Origin of the sequence: Nitrosomonas communis (assembly GCF_900114745.1) — a bacterium.
In the GTDB taxonomy this organism is placed as follows: Bacteria; Pseudomonadota; Gammaproteobacteria; order Burkholderiales; family Nitrosomonadaceae; genus Nitrosomonas; species Nitrosomonas communis_A.
The window spans coordinates 25,972-50,486 of the sequence record NZ_FOUB01000027.1; the positions used below are offsets into that span (position 1 = coordinate 25,972).

Genomic DNA, 24,515 nt, shown 5'->3' on the forward strand with positions numbered 1-24,515 from the left:
AAACAGCTCTGAGTAATTGCTTTAAAACAGTCAATAGAAGTTGTGACCTATGGTTTCCATTATGTCCTTTTTGAGTTAACATTGCCCCCCATGACCAAGTATGTCTTTGTGACTGGCGGTGTAGTATCTTCGTTAGGTAAAGGTATTGCCGCAGCTTCATTAGCAGCCCTTCTGGAAAGTCGTGGCATTAAAGTAACGATGCTAAAACTGGATCCTTATATCAACGTAGATCCGGGCACGATGAATCCATTCCAGCACGGGGAAGTTTTTGTTACTGATGATGGTGCAGAAACCGACCTTGATCTAGGGCACTATGAGCGTTTCATCACTACAAAGATGACCAAACGTAATAATTTTACGACGGGTCAAATCTATGAAAGTGTTATTCGTAAAGAGCGACGAGGAGATTATCTTGGCGGCACAGTACAAGTTATTCCCCATATTACTGATGAAATAAAACTTTTTATCCGTAAGGGTGTAAATGAGGCCCAAGTTGCTATTGTAGAAATTGGGGGCACCGTTGGTGATATTGAGTCTTTGCCCTTTTTGGAAGCAATCAGACAAATGGCAGTGCAGCTTCCATCCCATGACACGTGCTTTATTCATTTGACCTTATTACCTTATATTGGGTCAGCCGGAGAATTAAAAACTAAGCCAACGCAACATTCAGTAAAAGAGCTAAGAGAAATTGGGATACAACCTGATGTATTGCTTTGTCGTGCCGATCGTATGCTTCCACAAGAGGAACGACGCAAAATTGCTATGTTCACCAATGTCAAGGAAGAAGCTGTCATTTCAGCGATTGATGTCGACAGCATTTACAAGATACCCGCATTGCTGCATGAACAAATGTTGGATGAAATCATCTGTCACAAACTGAATATACTTGCTAAATCAGCTGATCTCACCGTCTGGAAAAAACTGATTTATGCTCTAGAGCACCCTAAACACGAAGTAACGATTGCTTTAGTAGGAAAATATGTCGAGCTGACTGAATCCTATAAATCCTTATCCGAAGCGTTAATTCATGCTGGCATTCATACGTGCAGCAAGATAAACATATGCTATATCGATTCAGAAGATATTGAAAAAAATGGTACAGATTGTCTCGTTGGCAAGGATGCTATTCTGGTTCCTGGTGGATTTGGTAAACGTGGAGTTGAAGGAAAAATAGAAGCTATTCACTACGCCCGTGTTCAACGAATTCCTTATCTGGGTATATGTCTTGGTATGCAGCTAGCTGTCATTGAATATGCACGCAATGTGCTTAAACTGGAAGGCGCGCATAGCACGGAATTCAATCCTACCACTCCTTATCCCGTTCTAGGATTAATCACTGAATGGCGTACACGCGAGGGACACCTGGAGAAACGCACAGCAAAGACAGATCTAGGAGGAACCATGCGTCTAGGTGGACAGGAGTGCATACTTGAAGAAAATTCGCTAGCAAGAAAAATTTATGGAAAAAACAAAATCACTGAACGTCATCGCCATCGATACGAAGTCAATGCAGAATTTATTCCCCAATTGGAACAAGCAGGACTACACGTATGTGGTGTATCCACAGAAGAAAATTTATGTGAAATGATCGAATTATCACAAAGTGAGCATCCATGGTTTGTTGCCTGTCAGTTTCATCCTGAATTTACTTCTACACCTAGAATGGGACACCCTTTATTCAAAGCTTATGTTAAAGCTGCTATTGATTTTGTCCACAAACGCGGCAGCTCAGAAATGAAAAGTGGCGCTGAATTAGAGAATTCTATTTGAATCGTTGTAATGTGCTTTATATATTCCTGTTTATTCAATTTATTTACCCAACCTTTCACAAACAATCCAATTACAGAAAATGATTGGTTTGTTTAGACACAAATAATTTACCCATAATATTTAAGTGAAATAACCACAAGGAAAGTCGCATGAGTGCAATAGTGGATGTAATCGCCCGTGAAATTTTAGATTCCCGTGGCAACCCGACCATTGAAGCAGATGTATTACTTGAATCTGGTGTGCTGGGACGCGCATCGGTTCCTTCAGGTGCATCTGTTGGCACTAAAGAGGCAGTAGAATTACGTGATGAAGACTTACAACGATACTCAGGGAAAGGCGTATTAAAAGCGGTTGAAAATATTAATACCGAAATCTCAGAAGCTATTATGGGGCTTGATGCAGTAGAGCAATCTTTTATCGACCAGTCCCTGATAGATCTTGATGGCAGCGAGAATAAATCAAGGTTAGGTGCTAATGCTATTCTCGCTGTTTCATTAGCGGTTGCCAAAGCAGCGGCTGAGGAATCTGGTTTACCGCTATACCGTTATCTGGGAGGCATTGGTGCAAGGTCACTGCCCGTGCCTATGATGAATTTGATTAACGGTGGCGCACATGCTAATAATAATCTGAATATGCAGGAATTCATGATTATCCCATTAGGCATGCAAAGTTTTCGCGAGGCAGTACGATGTGGTGCTGAGATATTTAGTACACTCAAATCGCTCATAAATAAAAAAAATATGCCGACAACTGTCGGTGATGAAGGAGGGTTTGCCCCCAATCTCATGAGTAATGAAGAAGCACTCAAGCTTATCGTACAGGCTATTGATCAGGCGGGTTATCTACCTGGTTCTGATGTTGCAATTGGTATTGATTGCGCCAGTTCTGAGTTTTTTAAAGATGGAAAATATCATATCGATTCAGAAGGATTGAGTTTTACCTCAGCTCAATTTGTTGATTATCTTGCTAGCTGGGTAGACAAATATCCAATCCTCAGTATTGAAGATGGCATGAGCGAGCATGATTGGGAAGGTTGGGAGCTACTTACGAATAAACTAGGTAAATTAGTGCAGCTTGTTGGAGATGATATATTCGTTACTAATACAAGAATTCTAAAAGAAGGCATCGCACGCGGCGTGGCGAATTCAATTTTGATTAAAGTTAATCAAATCGGCACGCTTACGGAAACTTTGTCTGCCATTGAAATGGCTAAGTGTGCTGGTTACACTGCTGTGATATCTCATCGCTCGGGAGAAACTGAAGATACTACCATTGCTGATATTGCGGTCGCAACAAACGCATTGCAAATTAAAACGGGCTCGCTATCCCGTTCTGATCGTTTAGCAAAATATAACCAATTATTGCGTATTGAAGAGGATCTCAGCGATATGGCCAAATATCCAGGACGGAAAGCTTACTACCAGCTCAGGTAATGAAGAAACTGGCTGTTACGCTTATTGTACTGATTATTCTGGCGCAATATCCATTGTGGTATGGCAAAGGGAGTTGGTTAAACGTCTATGAAATAGACCAGCAACTTGCTAGCCAGCGCCAAACTAATCAGAAATTACAAAACCGTAATACCGTGCTGGAAGCAGAAGTTAATAATCTTAAGAGAGGGCTCGATGCCATTGAAGAACTCGCCCGCAATGAATTGGGAATGATACAGGCAGATGAGGTTTTTTTTCAAATCATGGAGAGCAATGAAGAAAATAATTCGCAAATAGAAAGACAATAAAGCGTAATTATTGGGATTATGACTGCCCATACAATTATGATGTCATCATATATTATAAAGCAATAAGCGCACTTTATCCTTGAATCAAAAGATGCAAAGTAAGCGCCACACGAACTAAATTATTAGATTACTGTTAATAAGTTCTTGCTTTAGGCGGAAATGAGCTTACTGTCAAAGGTTTCAGCCGAACAGGTTTGTAGTCAATACGACGATCTTCCTTGAAAAATAAAGTGTGCTTGAGCCATTTGTCATCATTTCTCTCAGGGAAATCATCCCTGGCATGCGCCCCACGACTTTCTCGACGAGCTTCAGCTGATACCATGGTTGCCATTGCCACTTCAATCAGATTATCGAGTTCTAATGCTTCAACCCGGGCAGTATTGAATATTTTACTTTTATCGTTAATTTCCGTTTGTGCAATGCGTTGAGCAACTTCACGGATTTCTTCTACCCCTTCCTTCAGCATGTCAGCAAAGCGAAAAACACCACAATATTTCTGCATGGTTTTTCGTAATATCTCCCCTATTTGGGCAACACTTTCTCCGTCTTTCTGGTTATCCAAACGTGCCAATCTTGCAAGTGATGTATCGGCGATGTCAGCAGGGAGTTGTTTATGGTGAGAATTTCGTTTCAAATCTTCAATAATTTGATTTCCTGCAGATCGTCCAAAGACGATAAGATCCAGTAACGAATTCGTACCCAAACGATTTGCTCCATGTACAGAAACGCAAGCGCACTCCCCTACTGCATAAAAGCCTGGCACAACTTCTTCTGGTCCTGTTTTATAAGGTGCAACAACTTGACCATGCAGATTGGTAGGAATCCCACCCATCATATAATGAGCCGTTGGAACAACAGGGATAGGTTGTTCAATAGGATCTACGTGCGCAAACTTAATTGCGATTTCACGTATACCAGGTAAGCGTGATTTAATGACCTCAGCTCCAAGATGATCCAGCTTCAGTAAAAGGTGATCAGCATTAGGGCCATAACCTCGACCCTCTTTGATTTCGGTAGTCAATGCCCGGGATACCACATCACGACTCGCCAGATCCTTAGCATGTGGAGCATAACGTTCCATGAAACGCTCACCATCCTTATTGATCAGATACCCCCCTTCTCCCCGCACAGCTTCACTAATCAACACACCCACACCATACACACCGGTTGGATGAAACTGCCAAAATTCCATATCTTGCAGCGGGATGCCGACACGCGCAGCCATACCCAGACCATCTCCCGTATTGATAAAGGCATTCGTACTGGCATGAAAGATACGGCCGGCTCCTCCTGTGGCAAATAATGTCGCTCTCGCTTGCAGAATCATGACATCACCCGTTTCCATTTCGAGCGCAGTGACACCCAGCACATCGCCTTGCTGATCCCGAATGAGGTCTAATGCCATCCACTCTACAAAAAACTGGGTATTTGCACTCACATTACGTTGATAAAGTGTATGCAGCATCGCATGGCCAGTACGATCAGCCACTGCGCAAGAACGTGTTGCCTGCGTATCGCCAAAATTCCGAGAATGCCCTCCGAAAGGGCGCTGATAAATTTTGCCATTCTCCAGTCGATCAAATGGCATGCCATAGTGTTCGAGCTCGTAAACAACCTCGGGAGCCTGCCGGCACATGAATTCAATTGCATCCTGATCACCAAGATAATCAGATCCTTTTACCGTATCATACATATGCCAATGCCAATTATCCTCGGTGACATTACCCAAAGAGGCAGCAATACCGCCTTGTGCAGCAACGGTGTGAGAACGGGTGGGGAACACTTTTGACAATACGGCTACTTTTAGGCCAGCCTCTGATAATTGTAGCGCAGCACGCATCCCCGCTCCGCCTGCACCAACAATGACGACATCAAATTTTCGTTTAGGGATATTCACGTTAACCCCACAGAATTTCAGCAAACCAGATAAGATAGAAAAATAAGGAAATGATGACGAATATATGCATCGTCAGACGAACACTTGTGGCATGAATATAATCCATCAATACATTACGCATCCCTACCCAGGCATGCCAACAAAGACTGATAAAAAATAAAAAAGAAGCTATTCTCATCCATTGACTGGCAAATAGCGATTTCAACGCAGCATAATCAGAAATTGGGTAGAAACTGAACAGGAATGCTAATAGCAATACGTAAACTATCATCAATACTGCTGTTACGCGCTGGATTAACCAATCCCGTAAGCCATAATGAGCGCCAGTTACGATACGGTTGATATCTTTTACCATAATAAAACTCCTATCAGCGCAGTCAGGGTAAAACCCATTATCAATACAAGCTTGCTACTTAAACGCGCATGCGGCAGGGAAATGCCATAATGCAAATCCAATGCCAGATAACGAATACCCGCACAAAAATGATGTATGAAAAACCATATTGGCAGTAACAAAGCGCCTTTCATAAATGGATTAGCCAATATCAGCTGTAACTCGGCAAAACCCTCGGGCGAACCTAATAACCTTTGCAAGCTGTAAAGCAATAATGGAATACCAGGAAAAAATAATAATACTCCACTTATACGATGCAGGATGGAAACCTGCGCTGGCAAGGGCTGCTTAATCTTTAAGAGATTGAGATACTTTGGCCGCTTTCTTTGAAATTTTGCTTCCATAGAATGAGTGAGGGACCCTATTATTTTTAGGTAATTGACAACACTAACCGATCTCTACCAAGCCTAGTTTAATCTGTTATCCCGTGTCATACAATGCAAAATCCTCATTCATAATCTATTTGATGGCTGTCTTAATAATGCTCGAATTCTGTGCGACCCTCACGTCTGATCATTTCATCAATCGTAAGGCCGATTGCTGGTTTGCCATTAAATACAGATCCTGCTCTTTTGTTGTTGAAGTGCTCCGACATGATTCGGTAGGCTGATGGTGGTAATGGAAAGAATTCAGCTTTTTTCGCCTGAAGAAGAGCATTTTTCATATAAAATTCAACAAACTCTCTCACTTCAGGCTTCTCTGCTGCGTTGATACTTACATAGATAAAAATGGGGCGAGACAAGGGCTGATAATTTCCGTTCTCTACTGTTTCAGCAGAAGGAAGAACACCTCCTTTGCCGTTATCTATCGCAACAGCTTTAACTTTATCCTGATTCTCGATGTAATAATGAAAACCAAAATAACCTAATCCATTTTTATCGTTTGCCACTCCCTTCATCAATACGTTGTCGTCCTCGGATTCAATATAATCGCCACGGCTTAATTTTGACTTGCCAACAATAGCCTTAGTAAAATAATCGAAAGTACCCGATGCTGAATCAGCTCCAAAAAGCTTGAAATCTTCATTTGGCCATGCCAAGTTTATCTGATTCCATTTGGTAATTCTGCCCTGTGCAATGGGTTCCCATATTTTTCTCAATTGTGCGATAGTCATGGTTGTACTCCAATTGTTATCCGGATGAATAGCCACAGTTATTGCATCAAAAGCAATGGGTATTTCCACAAATTTCACACGGGAATTCTTGCACTCTGCCATTTCATTTTTCAGAATAGGGCGGGATGCATTCACGATGTCTATCTCACCGTGGCAAAATTTATTGAAACCGCCACCACTACCAGAGATATTAACCATCACTTTCACAGCATCTTTTTTTGCTACCTGGAAATCTTTTGCTATCGCTTTGGTAAGGGGATAGACGGTACTGGAGCCATCTATTTTGATAATTGGTTGAGCACTCGCAATATCGGCAGAACCGATTAAGGCACTCATTAAGATAAACACACTCAGCACTTTAAGGTTGTGCACTTGTAACATTTTATCCTCCTTTTTTTAATTGAGATGCTGCTTTCGAGCAGCTTGCTTTAGAGCAGCTTCAGGACTATGGATATAAGAATATTAATAATTTTTTATAGACGTTGATCGTGTCCGTTTTCCGATCGTTCAAAACTTAAATTACATACTCTTTATGAATCAGAAACTAACACTTAAGCAAGCGCACTATAGTTGTAGAATCACTAGCTCACCGCACAAACAATTGCCGATTTAGATTTGGTGCACAACTACTCCTCATACCCAGCCGAGAATTCAAGTAATAATCTAATATTCTAGGCGTGTGAGAAACTTTAGCAGTGTGTTTTCTTTACCCCTGCTCAGAAATCAACTGTAATCTGTGACAGGAATGCAGCAAAATCACCATTATCCCATCCACGAGTACGTGCCCCGGCACCACCAGAATAACCTTGAGTATCGGTAGTGGGAGCTCCAGATGTGTCGATATCTAGCAAATAAACGATATTGTTCTGAAATTTGACGTTCGAATGAGGATACCAATTTAGACCAAACCTAAACATTGAAGCTCGCCCCCCTCTGATGACACCAGAGTTCATGTCAATATAATCATAACCAGCAGCAACCTCCCATGCACCAAAACCTGAGCCGTTCCAATTAAACGGTTTCTTGGGTTTAATCCGGTTTGCTGCACCATTTCTAACGTGATAAGCCTTAGATTCACCAGTCAGGAAGTAGCTTACAAAACCGTAGTAACCAGTCAAATGCTCATTGTCATAACCGACGCCATTGATATTGGTACGTAAAAACTCAGCTTGCGCTGAAAATGGCCCATAAACTAACCAGGATTCTGCCCCGTAACGATCAAAACTAGAAATCTGGCGACGATTCGGATCAGTTAATGCACCATTACTCAGGTTTCCGGTATTCAGAATATTGGTACGATCAACGTTTGTTCCAGGGAATGCTGTGAACGACATTCCGCCCCCTCCTCCGCCTGATCCCTCACCCACCATGGTGCCATCAGCTCGGTACTGAGTATTGACGTCAGTATGACCCGCAGAGATACCCACATGCAGGAATTTGGTCTCATCTTCCATCCACGGCCTGCCAGTGATACGACCGATCGCTGTCCAGCCAGTATCGCCAGAGCCGTTATTGCGACTCTGATTGCCGTTAGCGTTGACCGAGGTAGAAGCAGCTGACCATCCACCAACAGGTTCTGTTTGAAAGGCAATTCCAGTCTGCCAGCGTGGAACTGCATAATTGACACCTATACCTGTTTTGTAAGTATTAGGGTTGTCGACGAAAGAGTTAACTGCCATATGACGTTCAATAAAGGTTAGGAAACGGTTACTGGCCGCTTCTTCCAAGCTGAATGGTTCCTTGAACGAACCAATTTTGTAGGATAATGCATCAGTATGGTTCAGCCGCACAAAAGCATCGGTAATTCCAGAGGCTACCGTACCATTGCCACGACTAAAATCGAACTCAAATTTATAATCCCATATTTTGAAAAAAGTACCCTCCACGCCAAGACGTGCCCGGCGGATATTCGCGCCGCTATTCAGTTCATTGGGTGTACTATGACCAAAAGCCGGATTAGGATCATTGATGAAATTGTATTGTGCGGCTGGCTGGATACGTCCATTCACGGCAAACGAGAAATTACCGTCTTTGGTTTTAAAGTGCAAACCTCGATCATCAAACTCCATATGAACTTTCTCGGCTTCCTTGACGCGTTCTTCAAGCACTGAAACCTTGTCGGCAAGACTCTCATTCGCAACTTTATCTGCCACCTCCGTGGTTTGATCTTTACGGCTTGGAGTTAATTCAGCCGACTCAGTTTTTCTCGATGACTCTGTTGAAGTCTGTGACGGTGCGGATAGTACCTTTGGTGTTTCAGTTTTTGCAGGCGCATCTTCAGATTTTACAAACGTACCCAACAGTACTCGACCAGGCCCCGGTTCAGCAAAAATTTGCTTAGTCTTGGTATCGACGTAAAGCTCTAATGCATTAACGTATGAAACAGCTCCAGCACTCAAAGCCAAAGAAAATGCTAGCGCTTGCTTGAATATCCTCATGTTCTGTCCTAAATGAATTGTCATTAGGGACAGCATATTAGAGGATCAATATTACAGATTTATGACATTCATGACAAAACTTGGAAGAGAATTCAGCCGGAAGACCAACTATACTAGGGAAGGTCGAAATAAGTGAGTGAAATAAGAAATAGTGCAAAGCGCACGGAGGGGAACCGCTAAAAAACTTACTTTTATTGAATCAACAATTAAGAGGCCAATCAAGATAACCTCCGGCTTTGCCGGAGGCTTTCTATTTTATAATCGCCTTTCCAGTTTTACCACTTCATCGATTCTAAGATTTAATTTGCTCTCACCGCCAAAAACTGTCCCTACTTTTCTTTGCTTAAGGTGATCGAGGTTCAACTGATAAATCTCTGCCGGCAAAGGAAAGTATTTGACTTCTTTTACAAGGGTGGGTGCATTTTTCATGTAAAAATTGACGAATTCATTCACTTCTGGCTTATCTGCCGCTTTAGCATTTACATAGATAAAGATCGGGCGAGATAAAGGTTGATAACTTCCATTTTCTACTGTTTCTGCTGAAGGAATGACCCCACCCTTACCATTATCTATCGCAGCAGCATTGACTTTCTTCTTATTCTCAGTGTAATAGGCAAAGCCAAAGAAACCCAGACTATACTTATCCGTTGCGATCCCTTGTACCAGTACGTTATCATCTTCGGATGCAGTAAAATCACCGCGGCTCGATTTTGCCTTACCAACAATGGCTTCTGTAAAATAATCGAAAGTACCCGAATCTGCACCGGCACCAAATAGCTTGATTTTTTCATCAGGCCATGCTGGATTAACTTGATTCCATTTGGTTATTTTTCCCTGTGCTGACGGTTCCCATATTTTTTTCAACTCGGCAACACTTATCGTTCTGCTCCAGGTATTCTGGGGATTAATGGCGACAGTTAAGGCATCAAAAGCAATGGGCATTTCTATATATTGAACACCCGCTGCTTTGCATGCTTCCATTTCAGAATGCTGGATCGGTCTCGAGGCATTGACGATATCGATTTCTCCTCGACAAAACTTCTTAAACCCACCGCCTGTCCCCGATATTCCTACCGTTACCCTAACGCCACCTTTTTTAGCTATCTGAAAATCTTCTGCAACAGCTTCTGTGATCGGATAGACAGTACTAGAACCATCCATCGTTATGACTGGACCGGCGCTAGTTGGATTACTCATCATAATCGCCGTAGTCAAGACCATAACGAAAGGGATAATTTTGAGTATGTGTGATTTCAAAGTGAGTTCCTCCGTATGTGATTAGCACTGAAAGTTAATGATATCGCTTAGTAAAATGAGTCATTCCATTTCCAAATCAAAAATGACACGAAGGCGGGCCGCAGACAGTATCAATCATTGACAAGGTGAAGCCGACAAAGTCAGTTTTGATTGAGAAATGGACTAACGAATACTAGTGGATAAATATTACAAAATTGTGACAAGCCATTTTAAAGCTTACTATCCACAGATGCCCGTCTTTCAGGCACCCCTTCAATGTACCGCAGCAGTCATTTACTCGGAGCTTTCTTAAAAAAACAATCGCTCTAACTCCACTCCCGGATCGTCTGCGCGCATGAATGTTTCCCCTACCAAAAACGTATTGACCTGATGCGCCTGCATCAAAGCGACATCATCACGTGTCTTAATGCCGCTTTCAGTAACGACAATTTTCTCCTCTGGGATTTGTTCCAGCAACTGCAAAGTCGTATCCAGGCGCGTTTCAAAAGTACGTAAATTGCGATTGTTAATACCGATCAGTGGAGTAGCCAACTGCAAGGCAAGTTCAAGTTCATCTGCATCGTGCACTTCAACCAGTACCGCCATCCCGAGAGAGTGCGCCAGAAACTCGAGTTGATGCATACGTGCAAGGGGATCAGCAGCCTGCTTTTCATCGGGATAAGGAAACAGCAAAAAAGCGGAAACAATCAGCAGAATACAATCTGCCCCCATGGCACGGGACTCAAACACCTGATAATTATCCAAAATGAAATCCTTGCGCAACACCGGTAGCTCACAGGCTGCGCGCGCCTGTTTTAAGTAGTCTGCATTCCCCATGAAGAACTGTTTGTCTGTCAAAACAGATAGGCAAGCCGCACCATGTCTGGCATAACTTGCCGCAATCTCTGCCGGATCAAAGCCTTCAATTTCGGCACTAAGGGTATTCCCCATGGTCAAGTCAGAAGAAGCTGCTGATTTGACCCGCCCACGCAACAATCCCTTGCTTGGGCTCGCCTGTTTTATTTCAGCAATCACCGCAGGAAATCCCTGCTCAATCTTGCTGTGAATAGCGCCAACAAAATCACGCGAAGGATTTGCTGCTTCAGCTTCTGCTTGTATTACGGATAATGGCTTCAATGCTTTGGCGGCTGCCACTTCTTGCACTTTAACGGTGAGAATTTTATTCAGAATGTCAGACATGCTTGAATCCTAGCTACTTTTATGATGAGAAAATACAATTAAGTCCTGCATCTTTTTCCTGGCTGTCCCACCAGCAAGAACCTCTCGTGCTTTTTCGATCCCTTCGGCAAGCGATGCTGCGATTCCCGCCACGTAAATGGCTGCGCCTGCATTCAATAAAACAATGTCTCTCGCGGGGCCAGGTTGATTATCCAGCACAGCGAGCAGCATTTCTTTGGCATGGATTAGATCGGTTACTTTAATCGTTTCAATCGGTGCACTGGCAATACCAAAATCCTCTGGCTGGATGGTATATTCATAAATTTCACCTTGCTTAAGTTCACCCACCCTGGTTTCCCCGGTAATCGTGATCTCATCCAAGCCATCATAACCGTGGACAACCATGACATGATGGCTACCCAATCGTTGTAGCACGCGCGTAATAATGCTGACCAGCTTTGCATCAAAGACACCTAATAGCTGATTCTTGGCACCGGCAGGATTAGTCAGTGGCCCCAGAATATTGAATAAGGTACGTACCCCTAATTCACGCCGCACCGGAGCAGCATGCTTCATGGCATGATGAAAATTAGGCGCAAACATGAAACCGACACCGATGCGATCAATTGATCGGGCAATTTGCTGAGGGGTTTGATCCAGATTGACCCCAATCGCTTCGAGCACATCCGCACTGCCTGATTTGCTGGATACTGAGCGCCCACCGTGTTTTGCCACCTGTGCACCGGCGGCGGCAGCAACAAAAGCTGAGGCAGTGGAAACATTGAAGGTATGGGAAGTATCGCCACCCGTTCCACAAGTATCTACCAAATGGGTCAAATCCGACACATCAACCCGTGCAGCAAATTCACGCATCACCTGTGCGGCGGCAGCAATTTCTTCAATCGTCTCTTTTTTCACCCGCAGCCCGGTGATAATGGCAGCAATCAAGGCAGGGGACAACTCGCCTGCCATAATTTTCCGCATCAGCGCCAGCATGTCATCGTATGGAATTTCCCGCTGCTCGATCAGCCGAGTCAATATCGCTTGTGGGCTCACAGATTAAACAGCTTTACGAAAGGAGTTATTTTTTGATTCCGAACTACCCGTCAGAAAATTCTGGAGTAATTCGTGACCCTGTTCACTCAGAATTGACTCAGGATGAAACTGCACCCCCTCAATCGGCATTGTCTTATGGCGCACCCCCATGATTTCACCATCTTCCGTCCAGGCGGTGATTTCCAGGCAATCTGGCAAGCTTTCGCGCTCGATCACAAGAGAATGATAGCGCGTTGCCACAAACGGATTAGGCAGACCACGGAACACCCCGACATCATGATGAAAAATCTGCGAGGTTTTACCATGCATGAGCTGTTTGGCGTGAACGATGCGGCCACCGAATGCCTGGCCGATGCTCTGGTGACCCAGACATACACCCAGCGTAGGGACCTGTCCACCATAATCTTTAAGCAATGACAAAGAAATCCCGGCTTCATTGGGGGTGCAAGGACCTGGGGAAATGACGATTCTGTCAGGGTGAAGCTGTTTAATACGCTCCAGCGTTATTTCATCATTACGAAAAACTTCGACTTCTTCACCCAGCTCACCCAAATATTGCACCAGGTTATAAGTGAAGGAATCATAATTGTCGATCATCAGCAGCATATTTCAAATAACTTATTGTTATATATATATTTCACTTTTTTATACTCCATTACATACCCGCTAATCTATCCTCTTTTTATTTTGTCTATGATATCACAAGGTAAAAACGGGCTTCATAACGATCCTATTAATTAGTATACTCATTGCCGGCTATATCTACCTCTGAAAAAACTGCAACAGTTCAATGCGCCCCTAATATTTTTTACGGAAGGGATTTTTGATGAAAAATAGAAGGAGTAAGTAGTGGATCAAGTTGTTCTAGAAAACAAAAATAGTGTGCAAATCAGAGAAGATCATAAGTATGGCTGTCATTATACGGCTATCAACACTTTATGCTGTTGTGGAGATAAGTTAATTGTGGCCCCAGCCATATACAATCAAGCCCACATTAAAAGCGATCCTGTAATGGTATGCTCTGATTTTGTAGTAAGAGCTTATTGTTTCTCTGAACTAATCATTGGCAAGCAGAAGGAAAATAACTAATGCCCACCTGGAAAAAATTTACCGGAAGTGAGGAGCAGATAAGTGAGATTGTTGAAAGTGTTCATGGATTCAAGTGGCGCGATATTAATGGCAAGGAATCAAATATAGTTAACGGAAGCAGTGCATCTGCATTAATGATCCTGTATCGCAAAACTGGTAATACCAATGTGGTGCATGAATACCTGCTGTGCAATCCCCATCCACACGCCGAAATGATTATCGAATGGGCCAGGACTGGGAGAGAGGTCTATTTCTTTGATTCATATAACCAAAAATGGGTTGAATCGCCAGAACCATTGTGGAGAACAGACGCAAAGTACTCATTTAATCCCAATGGAGATTGATATGTATGAATTATTTTTAAAGATTGCACCGGTTCTTTGGTTTCTTTTGCCATTGTTGTGTTTGCTAACTATTGCGGCATAGATTGATAAGAAGCCTCGTAAATACCTTGTAAAACCAGCAGATAAGATTGAGGTTATTCACAACAAATGGTCTGATACTGAAAGAGATCAGGTATGATTACACGATAAAGCGTGTGATTGTTTCCACTACAACCCCCCACACTTTTGTATTCCTTGATGGCGTTCATTGCCTGCTTGATCGCTTGGGCGATGTCTTTCTCTTCCGGTAGATTGAGCAGATAGTCATAACGTGCGTGATCCAGCAAGTAGAAACCACATTGCTCAATGGCAATCTCGGAGAAGGTTTTTTCCCGGCGCGTGCCTTTGAGCGCGCAGTTTATTCAGCCAGAATTTTCTTCTCATATTGCCGGTATTCATTATCAGCGAACTTGAGAAAACTCAGCCCAAGTACCGGTGTGGAATATTCACTGGATTTGAGATCGGAATTGGTGCGCAGATTGTCAGCTGCGGTCCATAGGTCATTTTCAAGTTGTTTGAGCGCTGCAGGGGTCATGAATCAGCTATCTGATGGTTGTTTGAAAGAATGAAAAATACGCCAAGTATTCCATAAGGGATAGCGTTATTCAAACCCTTATAAGTTATTCTTAAGCCATTTCTCTCAATTAATCGCTAACCACTTAGCTAATTCTTGTGGCTAAATTTATCTCAGGTTGTTCAACCAAAGGAAATCACTTCATTTCAAGGATCTATCAGTAAAGTAAAATACACCCTACAAGCATCACGGCTCAAATCAATCGTAACTATTATCTACAGGAAAAAAAACATGAATTATCTTTTCAAGCATGCTGGCTGGTCGATATTAGCCATCGCAGGCGCCTTTGCTTTTGGCGTTATTGCCTTACAGCAAGGCGAAGCCATAAACGCGATCTGGATTGTGATCGCGGCAGTTTGTGTACACCTGATCGGCTATCGCTATTACAGCTTGTTTATCTCACGGCGCGTGTTGGGACTGGATTCCGAGCGCATCACACCTGCACATAAATTTAACGATGGGCTGGATTATGTGCCCACCAATAAGTATGTGTTGTTTGGTCATCATTTTGCTGCCATTGCCGGTGCTGGGCCGTTGGTTGGGCCGATTCTGGCTGCCCAGATGGGTTATTTACCTGGTTTGCTGTGGTTGCTGATCGGCGTGGTGGTGGCCGGTGCCGTGCAGGATTTCGTCGTGTTATTTATGTCGATGCGGCGCGATGGCCGCTCACTCGGCGATATGATCAAATCTGAGCTTGGGCCCGTCCCTGGCATGATTGCACTGGTGGGTACCTTCTTTATCATGCTGATTCTGCTGGCGGTATTGGCGTTGATTGTGGTCAAGGCATTAGCGGAATCACCTTGGGGGACCTTTACCGTGGCTGCGACCATTCCGATTGCATTCTTCATGGGTATTTATGCGCGCTATCTTCGCCCAGGACAGGTCGGTGAGGTTTCTTTGCTCGGCTTTATTCTGCTCATGCTCGCAATCGTGGGAGGGCAATCCATTCAGGAAAACCCTGAGCTGGCCGCTTTATTTACCTTTAATGGGGTCCAGCTTACTTTTATGTTGATTGCGTATGGCGCCATCGCTTCGGTGCTGCCTGTCTGGTTGTTGCTGGCACCGCGTGATTATCTGTCGACTTTCCTGAAGATCGGCACAATTGTCGGGCTAGCTGTGGGTGTGCTGGCTATTTCTCCCGAGCTTAAAATGCCGGCTTTCACCCAATTTGTCGATGGGACGGGCCCGGTTTGGTCTGGCAGCTTGTTTCCGTTCCTGTTTATCACGATCGCATGCGGTGCTGTCTCGGGTTTTCATTCGTTGATCTCATCGGGTACAACACCCAAAATGATTAAAAATGAGCAGGATGCGCGTTTTATTGGTTATGGCGCTATGCTGATGGAGTCGTTTGTCGCGATTATGGCACTGGTTGCGGCTTCCATCATCGAACCCGGGATCTATTTTGCCATGAATAGTCCTGCTGCTTTAATCGGCACCACTGCCGAGTCTGCTGCGCAAACCATTTTGCAATGGGGCTTTTATCTTACGCCGGAGATGTTGACTCAAACAGCCAAAGATGTGGGTGAAAATACTATCATCTCGCGTACCGGCGGCGCCCCTACTCTGGCTGTCGGTATGGCGCAAATCCTGTCCAATTTTATCGGCGGACAGGCAATGATGGCATTCTGGTATCACTTTGCGATTCTGTTCGAAGCCCTCTTCATCCTGACTGCAGTGGATGCGGGTACGCGTGCGGGACGATTTATGTTGCAGGATCTGCTTGGTACTTTTATCCCTGCGATGAAACGCACCGACTCCATTTCCGCCAATCTTATTGCTACCACGTTATGTGTCAGTGGCTGGGGATATTTTCTCTACCAGGGGGTGATCGATCCCTTAGGCGGTATCAATACCTTATGGCCGCTGTTCGGAATTACGAATCAGATGCTTGCTTGCATTGCGCTCATTTTGTGTACCTGCATCCTATTCAAAATGCAACGCGACCGCTACGCCTGGATCACTATTGTGCCAACCGTTTGGATTGCCTGCACCACCTTAACTGCCGCGTGGCATAAGATATTTGATGACAATCCCCGAATTGGTTTCCTCGCTCATGCGAACTCATATGAGGAAGCACTCAGTGTTGGAAATCTGCTTGCGCCCGCGAAATCAACTTCCCAGATGCAGCAGGTGATTTTCAACGATTATCTGGACGCTGGGCTCGCTGCTATGTTCATGTGCATATTGCTCAGCATGCTGTTTTTTGGTTTGAGAACGGTATTGCTTGCACGCAGAGCCGCGCGTGTCAAACTTTCTCCAGTCAATCCTTATTAATTAATTTAAAACTACTCAATAGAGGTTCTCATCATGCTAAACAAAATTATCCGCGCAGCGAGTTATTTAGGACAAAGCCTGCGCTTAATGATCGGTGTGCCTGAATACGACGTGTATGTTGCACATATGAAAGAAGCGCATCCTGATAAGGAAATCATGTCTTATGAAGCATTCTTTCGTGAGCGGCAGGAAGCGCGTTATGGCGGCAAAATCAGCCGCTGCTGTTAATCTCGCGACTAATGAAAACGGGGCGTCTTACCGAACTCAGGTATGAGATAGGTGAGACGCTTCTAAAACTTATCTGCTTCAAACATGAATAACAGTATTACCGGTTTTGTACTGAAGATACTTTGGCATACTGCTATCTGTGGCTTTGCAGCTTGTTCAACACATGATGGGTAATGTTATTGGCAAGCTCCTGCTCATCCAGAAATACCATCCCAGCATTTTCTTTTTGTAATCGTGCAGCATCTTCTGCATCATGCGTGCTGATCAGGATCTCAACCTGAGGATTCAGGATGTGCGTGGTTTCGACCATTTGTTGTACCCGCAATGCATCCGCAGCGGTGATGATCAATACACTGGCACGCGAAATATGCGCCTGGATCAGGACAGCCGGATCAGCAGCATTACCTGCCACAGCGTGAATACCATCCTTCCGTAAGCGTTCGACGATTTCCCGATTATGATCTGCTACCACAAAATGAATTTCTTTTTTGACCAGAATTTCACTTACGCGTTTTCCCACAGCCCCATAACCAACAATCACGACATGATTAGTCACGTAATTTGATGCAACCGCCATCGGCAGTTCTGCCAATGGATCAATTGCGCGCTCCAGTCTGCGGGCAAGGGAAGAACGAGCGCGGATCCAGTTCTGAATGGGCTCTGCTGTTTGAAATACCAATGGATTAAGCGTAATCGAAATAAAGGCACCCGCTAATATCAGGCTGTATCCTTCCGGTGGGAGTAGTCCTATCGTCAGACCGAGAGAAGCGAGAATAAAAGAAAGCTCTCCGATTTGCGCAAGGCTGACCGACACGGTAAGGGCTGTATTGAGCGGATAGCGAAAAAGGAGCACAAGTATGAAGGCGACCAGTGATTTTCCCAGCAAAATGATCCCAACTACAATTAACACGCGTAGCGGCTCTTCGATCAGAATATGCGGATCAAACAACATACCGACCGAGACGAAAAAAAGCACCGAGAAAGCGTCTCTGAGCGGTAAAGATTCCTGCGCTGCTCTATGACTTAAACTCGACTCTCGCATCACCATACCGGAGAAGAACGCACCTAACGCAAAGGACACATCAAACAGTATCGCCGCACCATACGCAATCCCAACTGCCACGGCGATAACACATAGCGTGAACAGCTCGTTCGATTTGGTGCTGGCAACATGCCAGAGCAGCCATGGAAATAGCCTTTTCCCTACGATGAGCATGAACGCTATGAATACTGACACTTTGCCCAAGGTGATCATCAATGTCATCAATAATTGTGTACCATCAACCGCACCGTTCTCACTGATTAACCCGGCAGAAAGCGGAGGTAGTAATACAAGAACCAGTACAACGACTAAATCTTCAACAATGAGCCAACCGACTGCTATTCTTCCATTAATCGATTTAAGCTGACCATGCTGCTCAAGCGCACGCAGTAGTACGACCGTGCTGGCTACCGAGAGTGCCAAACCAAATACAATACTCCCCCCTATGCTCCAATCCCAACTTATCGCAATCATAGCTCCCAGCACAGTTGCCATTGCTATCTGTGCAATTGCCCCTGGTAACGCAATGCGTCGAACTGCCAGTAAATCATCTAGCGAAAAATGCAAGCCAACGCCAAACATCAGCAGAATAATACCAATTTCTGCCAGTTGATTTGATAACTCGATATCTGCTACAAATCCAGGCGAATAGGGACCGATAATCATGCCCGCCAACAGATAGCCTACTAAAACAGGCAGCTTCAAGCGTTGGGCAATGATCCCCATGATCAAGGCAAGGCCTAAGCTGACAGCAATTGTTGTAATTAAAATTGTGCTGTGTGGCATTTCTTCAAAAATTGATCGTTGATGAAAAGTTAATTCAATTTATGAAAGCTGTCAGGGTGAAGTGACTTTGAAATGGATAGAAGCAACAGGTATAAATATGACAGGCAAAAAAGTCCCATGATCGGGCAAGGCCATGAAATTAGGCATTTAATTTTGATAAATTGTCTTATTCCAATTCCAAATCAAAAATGACGCGGAGGCGAGCCGCAGACAGTATAAATAATACGGCAAGGCCACAAACAAGGTTTAGCCGACAAAGTCAGTTTTGATTTAGAAATGGAATTAGCACCTCACACTATACTAATATTTACTGTTTAACTCATTCATTATAAGTTTTCCGAGATTGATATTTATAGAAAACAGTTCTTTATAATATTTTGTCTACTTCAGATAAGTACGATACTCTAAAAAAATCATTCTGGCAGTTTGCAGCGATATTTCAGGAATGATGCACCAGCCTGGCTCCGATTATCGCGCACAGAAGAAGGATGGCTTTAATCTTTCGCTGCTAGCTTTACCCAAATTTGAGGGTAGTCAAAATAATCAACTTGGATGAATATAATTAATATAAGTTGCTATCATCATGACAATAAAAAGCACCAAAGATAGCGCAATACGTATCGTTAATGATTTGACCATGCGCGTGCCCTCCCCGTTATCTTTCAGCATGTAATAAAGCGCAGATCCAAGACTGTAAAGTATTGCCAGTAATAGTAAAATAGCAAAGATCTTCAATTTTTATTCCTATAATGGTTGGAATTTAATTAAATGACCATCAAGCTTAAGCACTCGATGACTTTAAATGTTTCATATTGTTTTGTTGGCGACTCGGCTTATATATTGTAACTGATTACCATGACATATGATTGATTGAGTAATTTTTAGATAGTTTCCAGATATTTTGCTAATTCCTTCAACTTTTTTTCAGAATAACATGTTGAGCAAGCACAACATAGCAGAACTTGCGCCTGCTATTCTTCTGATGGGACCGACAGCTAGCGGAAAATCAAATGTAGCGATGGAAATTGCCCAATATTTTCCGGTTGAAATCATCAGCGTGGATTCAGCTCAGGTTTATCGAAAAATGAATATCGGCAGCGCTAAGCCTGATCAATATGATTTGGCAGCAGTACCCCATCATCTGATTGATTTAATTAATCCAGACGAGCATTATTCTGCCGCACAATTCTGCAAAGATGCACTCACAAAAATGGATGAAATCACGGCGAGAGGAAACATTCCATTATTAGTGGGTGGTACCATGCTTTATTTCAAAGCTTTGCAAGAAGGCCTCTCTAAGCTTCCTTCTGCTAATGAAAGTATTCGGAAGGAAATTGAAATAACTGCTGCACAAAAAGGCTGGCCAGAAATGCATCATATGTTAAAGCAGTTTGACCCAATCTCTGCAGAACGCATCCAACCTCATGATAGCCAACGCATTCAACGTGCACTGGAAGTATACTATCTCACAGGCAGACCCATGTCAGATATACTATCACAACAGAAAAGCACACCGCTTCCCTACCACTTGATCAGCATGGCGCTTCTGCCAGCTGATCGAAAAATTTTGCATGAGCGTATTCTTTTCCGTTTCGAAAAAATGATAGCAAGGGGATTGATTGATGAGGTCCACGCGATCCGTGATCAATTTTGTGTCAATGCAGAAACCCCTTCCATGCGTTGTGTCGGTTATCGGCAGGTATACATGTATCTGGACAATCTCATTAGTCGCACTACAATGATGGATATGGGAGTTGCAGCTACGCGACAATTAGCAAAACGTCAATTAACCTGGTTACGCGCAATGACAGGATTACAGGAATTCGACTGTCTTGCTGTAAATTTACCCCGGCAAGTGATCGTGTACTTGCAAACCAAAGAGTTTGCAATTAATTGACGCTCAAGATTTTCTTTCCACTTAATTAAATTTGGGCTAACTTTAACTTTGAGGAGACAATATGGAAATACGCCATAAATTATGGACTCTAATTGCAATATTTTTTAGCATTTTGACCCTATCAGGTTGTGGTAACTCAGAAAGAGTGCATGAATCCTGGGTGGTACCCGCTGAAGGACAGCAATACGATGATAATGCTATTCTTAACAATATTAAGGCAAGGCTATCCGCTCATGCAGATGTAAAAAATCTGGCTCTCAATATTGATGTAAGAAACGGAGAAGTATCTTTAAATGGCCTGGTTGATAATCAGGCCCAAGCTGATCAAGCCGTTATGCAAACATGGTTAGTGGAAGGGGTTAAAAAGGTTAATAATCAAATACGCACGAAGGATAGTCAATCAACAGCAAACCAATAAACTACCCAATAAACTCTAGCAATAAGAGATAACCAAAATGATACGGGTTACCCCGGGAAAATCCGGGGTCTATTTGATACTGCATGGATTACGATTAAGTTAAATTCCGCGCAACAATTCGTTGATTCCTGTTTTGGAGCGAGTTTTAGCATCAACCTGTTTTACAATCACCGCACAATAGAGGCTATATTGTTTGTTCTCTGAAGGCAGATTTCCTGATACTACGACTGAACCCGGCGGTATGCGGCCATAGGTGATCTCCCCTGTTTCACGGTTGTATATCTTGGTACTCTGGCCAATATAAACCCCCATTGAAATGACCGAATTTTCCCCAACTGTCACTCCTTCGACAATTTCAGAGCGTGCACCAATAAAACAATTATCTTCAATGATCGTAGGATTGGCCTGTACAGGTTCCAGCACACCACCAATACCCACTCCCCCCGATAAATGCACATTCTTACCAATCTGAGCACAAGAACCCACTGTCGCCCAGGTATCCACCATGGTGCCCTCATCCACATAAGCGCCAATATTGACATAAGAAGGCATCAGTACCACATTGTTGGCGATAAATGAACCTCTACGAACTGCCGCTGGTGGTACTACCCGGAAACCACCGTCACGAAAATCTCTAGAACTATAATCTGCAAATTTGGATGGAATTTTATCAAAGTAATTAGAAAAACCACCTTTTATGAAAGCGTTATCCTCTATCCGGAAAGATAATAATACTGCTTTTTTGATCCACTGGTGCGTCACCCACTCACCGCCTATTTTCTCAGCAACACGTAACTTACCGTTGTCCAGCAGATTTATGACTTGTGCAATTGACTCTTTGAGGTTGGCTTCGACATTACGTGGTGTAATCTCGGCACGCCTCTCGAAAGCTTCTTCAATTATGGCTTGCAATTGTTCCATGCTATTCCTTAAACGTTTATCAATTCAGATACAACAATCCTTTATTCTTTCCATTGCTTCCATACATTCAGCTAATGGTGCGACCAAGGCTATGCGTACGAAACTTTCGCCTGGATTAACACCATGGGCCTCACGTGCAAGGTAGCTGCCCGGCAAAATATTGACATTATAATCGCGATATAACTTTTGCGTGAATTCAACATCGCTGATAGGTGTTTTTAGCCATAGATAGAAAGCCGCATCGGGCATAGCGACCGGCAGATGTTCTGCCAGGATAATTATGGCCTGATTGAATTTTTCCCGATACATGCGGCGATTTTCGATCACATGCTGCTCATCAGCCCAGGCAACTTTACTGGCAGCCTGTACCGCTGGATTCATGGCGCTGCCATGATAAGTGCGATACAGCAGAAATTTTTTCAGAATAGCCGCATCTCCTGCCACAAAACCGGAGCGCATTCCAGGCACGTTGGAGCGCTTGGATAAGCTACTGAACACCACTAACCGGGGAAAGCCATCTCGGCCCAACTGGCGGGCTGCTTCCAAAGCGCCTAATGGGGGATGATCCTCATCAAAATAAATCTCAGAATAACATTCATCCGAGGCAATGACGAAGCCATAACGGTCAGATAGCGCAAACAACTGTCGCCATTCCTCCATGGTCATGACCCTACCGGTCGGATTATTTGGCGAACAAACATAGACAAGCTGCGTACGTGACCAGATGTCAGTCGTTAGTTGTGCAAAATCCAAGGCAAAATTATTCTTAGCCAGAGTATTGAGGAAATAAGGCGTTGCTCCTGCTAATAAGGCAGCCCCTTCGTAAATCTGGTAAAAAGGGTTTGAACACACAACCACCGGAGGTTGTGCGCTATGGACATTAATAACAGCTTGGGCAAATGAGAACAAAGCTTCACGACTGCCATTGACCGGAATCACTTCAGTATCCGGATCCAGAGCAGTTAATCGATAACGTTGCATCAGCCAGGTAGCAATGCTCGCACGTAGCCACTTGGCACCCAGGGTGGTGGGATAATGCGCCAATCCGTCAAGGTTATTAATGAGTTCCTGACAAATAAAATCAGGTGTGGGATGTTTAGGCTCACCAATATGCAAATGAATGGGCGTTAGCGAGGGATTAGGCGTGATTCCATCCAATAATTTTGAAAGTTTCTGGAAAGGATAAGGCTGCAGATTATTCAGCGTTGAATTCATTTTGCTAAGTTAATGGTAAAGCTAAAAGTAGGTGGTATAAGCGTACGCATGTTTCTCAAATGTTCTCCGCGCTTAAATCATCACAAATCTTTTTTAGCTAATTCTCTCTTTACAAGCTTTAATTTTTATTCCATTTCCAAATCAAAATTGACGCGAAGACGAGCCGCAGATAGTATTAATAATACGGCAAGGTGAAGCCGACAAAGTCAGTTTTGATTTAGAAATAGAATTAGTTATTTGATAAACACTAGTCATTATAAAGGGCAACCCTAATGTTGACCAAACAAAAAAATATCATACCGATCACCACTTTGCTCATTGGCGTGACTTTTTAGGAAACGGACGCCTGTACCCCTTTCGTTTTTGGAGCAGGCTGGAATCAAAGGAGAAGCTTCTGCTTCCCTCACCTATAGCCTAACCAGTTAAGAATGATTCAGAATGTATAGGATTTAAAAAGCATCTCAACGGTCTGGTTTTGTTGTTTACGCAGTGCTTTGGCCTGTGCCCATTTATGTTCGATGGGATTAAGATCAGGAGAATAAGCAGGTAAGTATTCAAGGGTGTGCCCAGCGTTTTGTATGGCCTCTTGCGTATCCTGCCTCTTATGGAAGGTAGCATTGTCCATCACAACGACCGCATGTGACGGCAATTTAGGCAACAGGTCCTGCATCGCCCATCCATGAAATACATCGGCGCTGATATTGACTGCAAACAGGCTGACGGTTATCAATAGCTTTCCGATCAGGGCGCCAATCGCGTTGATACGACCTTGCGCATGCCAGTCATGCGTGCCATGACATCTCTGGCCAGCAGGTGCATAACCGTGCGTGCGCGGCGCATCCTGTGCAAACCCACTTTCATCAATA

25 protein-coding genes are annotated in these 24,515 nt (G+C 43.7%); 9 read left to right on the forward strand and 16 right to left on the reverse strand.

Features of this window, described 5'->3' with window-relative positions:
• Window positions 1-90: 90 nt before the first annotated feature.
• From BM122_RS11100 to ftsB, 3 genes are all read left to right on the forward strand, one after another.
• Window positions 91-1,770, forward strand: a complete 1,680-nt coding sequence (locus BM122_RS11100; protein ID WP_074905621.1) for a CTP synthase — start codon at window positions 91-93, stop codon at window positions 1,768-1,770.
• Between the two features lie 149 nt (window positions 1,771-1,919).
• Window positions 1,920-3,203 carry a phosphopyruvate hydratase gene (gene eno / locus BM122_RS11105; protein ID WP_074905622.1) on the forward strand — a complete coding sequence of 428 codons (1,284 nt, stop codon included), beginning with the start codon at window positions 1,920-1,922 and terminating at the stop codon, window positions 3,201-3,203.
• Entirely contained in the window at window positions 3,203-3,508 is a 306-nt protein-coding gene (gene ftsB / locus BM122_RS11110; RefSeq protein WP_074905623.1) for a cell division protein FtsB, read from the forward strand. Before eno ends, ftsB begins: the two co-directional genes overlap by 1 nt.
• A gap of 133 nt (window positions 3,509-3,641) precedes the next feature.
• Here ftsB and sdhA read toward each other — a convergent pair whose 3' ends face one another.
• The 9 genes from sdhA to BM122_RS11155 form a co-directional block, all read right to left on the reverse strand.
• Window positions 3,642-5,405 (reverse strand): succinate dehydrogenase flavoprotein subunit, encoded by a 1,764-nt coding sequence (gene sdhA / locus BM122_RS11115; RefSeq protein ID WP_074905624.1) that lies wholly within the window; start codon window positions 5,403-5,405, stop codon window positions 3,642-3,644.
• 1 nt (window position 5,406) lies between these two features.
• The gene (gene sdhD, locus BM122_RS11120) at window positions 5,407-5,760 is read right to left on the reverse strand and encodes a succinate dehydrogenase, hydrophobic membrane anchor protein (protein ID WP_074905625.1); all 354 of its coding nucleotides are present in this window, start codon (window positions 5,758-5,760) and stop codon (window positions 5,407-5,409) included.
• Window positions 5,754-6,143 (reverse strand): succinate dehydrogenase, cytochrome b556 subunit, encoded by a 390-nt coding sequence (sdhC, locus tag BM122_RS11125; RefSeq protein WP_074905626.1) that lies wholly within the window; start codon window positions 6,141-6,143, stop codon window positions 5,754-5,756. Before sdhC ends, sdhD begins: the two co-directional genes overlap by 7 nt.
• A gap of 131 nt (window positions 6,144-6,274) precedes the next feature.
• Window positions 6,275-7,294: a PstS family phosphate ABC transporter substrate-binding protein gene (locus tag BM122_RS11130; RefSeq protein ID WP_074905627.1), complete on the reverse strand. Its 1,020-nt coding sequence runs from the start codon at window positions 7,292-7,294 to the stop codon at window positions 6,275-6,277.
• 335 nt (window positions 7,295-7,629) lie between these two features.
• The gene (locus BM122_RS11135; RefSeq protein WP_074905643.1) at window positions 7,630-9,351 is read right to left on the reverse strand and encodes an OprO/OprP family phosphate-selective porin; all 1,722 of its coding nucleotides are present in this window, start codon (window positions 9,349-9,351) and stop codon (window positions 7,630-7,632) included.
• Between the two features lie 255 nt (window positions 9,352-9,606).
• Window positions 9,607-10,572: a PstS family phosphate ABC transporter substrate-binding protein gene (locus BM122_RS11140; RefSeq protein WP_074905628.1), complete on the reverse strand. Its 966-nt coding sequence runs from the start codon at window positions 10,570-10,572 to the stop codon at window positions 9,607-9,609.
• Between the two features lie 324 nt (window positions 10,573-10,896).
• Window positions 10,897-11,787, reverse strand: a complete 891-nt coding sequence (locus BM122_RS11145) for an indole-3-glycerol phosphate synthase TrpC (protein WP_074905629.1) — start codon at window positions 11,785-11,787, stop codon at window positions 10,897-10,899.
• Between the two features lie 9 nt (window positions 11,788-11,796).
• Window positions 11,797-12,822: an anthranilate phosphoribosyltransferase gene (gene trpD / locus BM122_RS11150; protein ID WP_074905630.1), complete on the reverse strand. Its 1,026-nt coding sequence runs from the start codon at window positions 12,820-12,822 to the stop codon at window positions 11,797-11,799.
• Between the two features lie 3 nt (window positions 12,823-12,825).
• Window positions 12,826-13,428: an anthranilate synthase component II gene (locus BM122_RS11155; protein ID WP_074905631.1), complete on the reverse strand. Its 603-nt coding sequence runs from the start codon at window positions 13,426-13,428 to the stop codon at window positions 12,826-12,828.
• 243 nt (window positions 13,429-13,671) lie between these two features.
• Between BM122_RS11155 and BM122_RS11160 the strand changes: the two genes are divergently transcribed.
• Both BM122_RS11160 and BM122_RS11165 read left to right on the forward strand, forming a co-directional pair.
• Entirely contained in the window at window positions 13,672-13,911 is a 240-nt protein-coding gene (locus BM122_RS11160) for a hypothetical protein (protein WP_074905632.1), read from the forward strand.
• Window positions 13,911-14,255 carry a hypothetical protein gene (locus tag BM122_RS11165; RefSeq protein WP_074905633.1) on the forward strand — a complete coding sequence of 115 codons (345 nt, stop codon included), beginning with the start codon at window positions 13,911-13,913 and terminating at the stop codon, window positions 14,253-14,255. The genes BM122_RS11160 and BM122_RS11165 overlap by 1 nt, the downstream gene beginning before the upstream one ends.
• Window positions 14,256-14,389: 134 nt before the next feature.
• Here BM122_RS11165 and BM122_RS25125 read toward each other — a convergent pair whose 3' ends face one another.
• Together BM122_RS25125 and BM122_RS25130 are read right to left on the reverse strand one after the other, a co-directional pair.
• Complete coding sequence (locus BM122_RS25125; protein WP_256212010.1) at window positions 14,390-14,581, reverse strand: hypothetical protein; 192 nt, start codon at window positions 14,579-14,581, stop codon at window positions 14,390-14,392.
• 71 nt (window positions 14,582-14,652) lie between these two features.
• Window positions 14,653-14,829, reverse strand: a complete 177-nt coding sequence (locus tag BM122_RS25130) for a type I restriction-modification system subunit M N-terminal domain-containing protein (RefSeq protein WP_256212011.1) — start codon at window positions 14,827-14,829, stop codon at window positions 14,653-14,655.
• Window positions 14,830-15,099: 270 nt separating this feature from the next.
• Here BM122_RS25130 and BM122_RS11175 point away from each other — a divergent pair, with 270 nt between their 5' ends.
• On the forward strand, window positions 15,100-17,142 hold the full coding sequence (locus BM122_RS11175; RefSeq protein ID WP_074905634.1) for a carbon starvation CstA family protein: 2,043 nt from the start codon (window positions 15,100-15,102) through the stop codon (window positions 17,140-17,142).
• Between the two features lie 33 nt (window positions 17,143-17,175).
• Window positions 17,176-17,370 carry a YbdD/YjiX family protein gene (locus tag BM122_RS11180; protein ID WP_074905635.1) on the forward strand — a complete coding sequence of 65 codons (195 nt, stop codon included), beginning with the start codon at window positions 17,176-17,178 and terminating at the stop codon, window positions 17,368-17,370.
• A gap of 133 nt (window positions 17,371-17,503) precedes the next feature.
• Here BM122_RS11180 and ybaL read toward each other — a convergent pair whose 3' ends face one another.
• Both ybaL and BM122_RS11190 read right to left on the reverse strand, forming a co-directional pair.
• Window positions 17,504-19,198, reverse strand: a complete 1,695-nt coding sequence (gene ybaL / locus BM122_RS11185; protein ID WP_074905636.1) for a cation:proton antiporter domain-containing protein — start codon at window positions 19,196-19,198, stop codon at window positions 17,504-17,506.
• Window positions 19,199-19,741: 543 nt separating this feature from the next.
• Window positions 19,742-19,933: a twin transmembrane helix small protein gene (locus BM122_RS11190; protein ID WP_074905637.1), complete on the reverse strand. Its 192-nt coding sequence runs from the start codon at window positions 19,931-19,933 to the stop codon at window positions 19,742-19,744.
• A gap of 199 nt (window positions 19,934-20,132) precedes the next feature.
• Here BM122_RS11190 and miaA point away from each other — a divergent pair, with 199 nt between their 5' ends.
• Window positions 20,133-21,095, forward strand: coding sequence for a tRNA (adenosine(37)-N6)-dimethylallyltransferase MiaA (gene miaA / locus BM122_RS11195; protein WP_074905638.1), 963 nt, complete (start codon window positions 20,133-20,135; stop codon window positions 21,093-21,095).
• Between the two features lie 61 nt (window positions 21,096-21,156).
• Window positions 21,157-21,513 carry a BON domain-containing protein gene (locus BM122_RS11200; RefSeq protein ID WP_074905639.1) on the forward strand — a complete coding sequence of 119 codons (357 nt, stop codon included), beginning with the start codon at window positions 21,157-21,159 and terminating at the stop codon, window positions 21,511-21,513.
• A gap of 99 nt (window positions 21,514-21,612) precedes the next feature.
• Here the strand turns inward: BM122_RS11200 and dapD are convergent, their stop codons facing one another.
• The 3 genes from dapD to BM122_RS11215 all read right to left on the reverse strand — a co-directional run.
• Window positions 21,613-22,434: a 2,3,4,5-tetrahydropyridine-2,6-dicarboxylate N-succinyltransferase gene (dapD, locus tag BM122_RS11205; RefSeq protein WP_074905640.1), complete on the reverse strand. Its 822-nt coding sequence runs from the start codon at window positions 22,432-22,434 to the stop codon at window positions 21,613-21,615.
• A 24-nt stretch (window positions 22,435-22,458) separates the two neighbouring features.
• A complete protein-coding gene (gene dapC, locus BM122_RS11210) occupies window positions 22,459-23,649 on the reverse strand; it encodes a succinyldiaminopimelate transaminase (RefSeq protein WP_074905641.1) in 1,191 nt (396 codons plus the stop codon).
• A gap of 433 nt (window positions 23,650-24,082) precedes the next feature.
• Window positions 24,083-24,515, reverse strand: a 433-nt coding sequence (locus BM122_RS11215; protein ID WP_305728202.1) for a transposase, incomplete at its 5' end; no start/stop codon positions are given.

What these genes read in the sequence shown, in the direction of transcription:
- BM122_RS11100 (WP_074905621.1), top strand. Translation starts at nt 91, where the DNA reads ATGACCAAGTATGTCTTTGTGACTGGCGGTGTAGTATCTTCGTTAGGT.
- eno (WP_074905622.1), top strand. Translation starts at nt 1,920, where the DNA reads ATGAGTGCAATAGTGGATGTAATCGCCCGTGAAATTTTAGATTCCCGT.
- ftsB (WP_074905623.1), top strand. Translation starts at nt 3,203, where the DNA reads ATGAAGAAACTGGCTGTTACGCTTATTGTACTGATTATTCTGGCGCAA.
- sdhD (WP_074905625.1), bottom strand. Translation starts at nt 5,760, where the DNA reads ATGGTAAAAGATATCAACCGTATCGTAACTGGCGCTCATTATGGCTTA.
- sdhC (WP_074905626.1), bottom strand. Translation starts at nt 6,143, where the DNA reads ATGGAAGCAAAATTTCAAAGAAAGCGGCCAAAGTATCTCAATCTCTTA.
- BM122_RS11130 (WP_074905627.1), bottom strand. Translation starts at nt 7,294, where the DNA reads ATGTTACAAGTGCACAACCTTAAAGTGCTGAGTGTGTTTATCTTAATG.
- BM122_RS11135 (WP_074905643.1), bottom strand. Translation starts at nt 9,351, where the DNA reads ATGAGGATATTCAAGCAAGCGCTAGCATTTTCTTTGGCTTTGAGTGCT.
- BM122_RS11140 (WP_074905628.1), bottom strand. Translation starts at nt 10,572, where the DNA reads ATGGTCTTGACTACGGCGATTATGATGAGTAATCCAACTAGCGCCGGT.
- BM122_RS11145 (WP_074905629.1), bottom strand. Translation starts at nt 11,787, where the DNA reads ATGTCTGACATTCTGAATAAAATTCTCACCGTTAAAGTGCAAGAAGTG.
- BM122_RS11155 (WP_074905631.1), bottom strand. Translation starts at nt 13,428, where the DNA reads ATGCTGCTGATGATCGACAATTATGATTCCTTCACTTATAACCTGGTG.
- BM122_RS11165 (WP_074905633.1), top strand. Translation starts at nt 13,911, where the DNA reads ATGCCCACCTGGAAAAAATTTACCGGAAGTGAGGAGCAGATAAGTGAG.
- BM122_RS25130 (WP_256212011.1), bottom strand. Translation starts at nt 14,829, where the DNA reads ATGACCCCTGCAGCGCTCAAACAACTTGAAAATGACCTATGGACCGCA.
- BM122_RS11175 (WP_074905634.1), top strand. Translation starts at nt 15,100, where the DNA reads ATGAATTATCTTTTCAAGCATGCTGGCTGGTCGATATTAGCCATCGCA.
- BM122_RS11180 (WP_074905635.1), top strand. Translation starts at nt 17,176, where the DNA reads ATGCTAAACAAAATTATCCGCGCAGCGAGTTATTTAGGACAAAGCCTG.
- ybaL (WP_074905636.1), bottom strand. Translation starts at nt 19,198, where the DNA reads ATGCCACACAGCACAATTTTAATTACAACAATTGCTGTCAGCTTAGGC.
- miaA (WP_074905638.1), top strand. Translation starts at nt 20,133, where the DNA reads ATGTTGAGCAAGCACAACATAGCAGAACTTGCGCCTGCTATTCTTCTG.
- BM122_RS11200 (WP_074905639.1), top strand. Translation starts at nt 21,157, where the DNA reads ATGGAAATACGCCATAAATTATGGACTCTAATTGCAATATTTTTTAGC.
- dapD (WP_074905640.1), bottom strand. Translation starts at nt 22,434, where the DNA reads ATGGAACAATTGCAAGCCATAATTGAAGAAGCTTTCGAGAGGCGTGCC.
- dapC (WP_074905641.1), bottom strand. Translation starts at nt 23,649, where the DNA reads ATGAATTCAACGCTGAATAATCTGCAGCCTTATCCTTTCCAGAAACTT.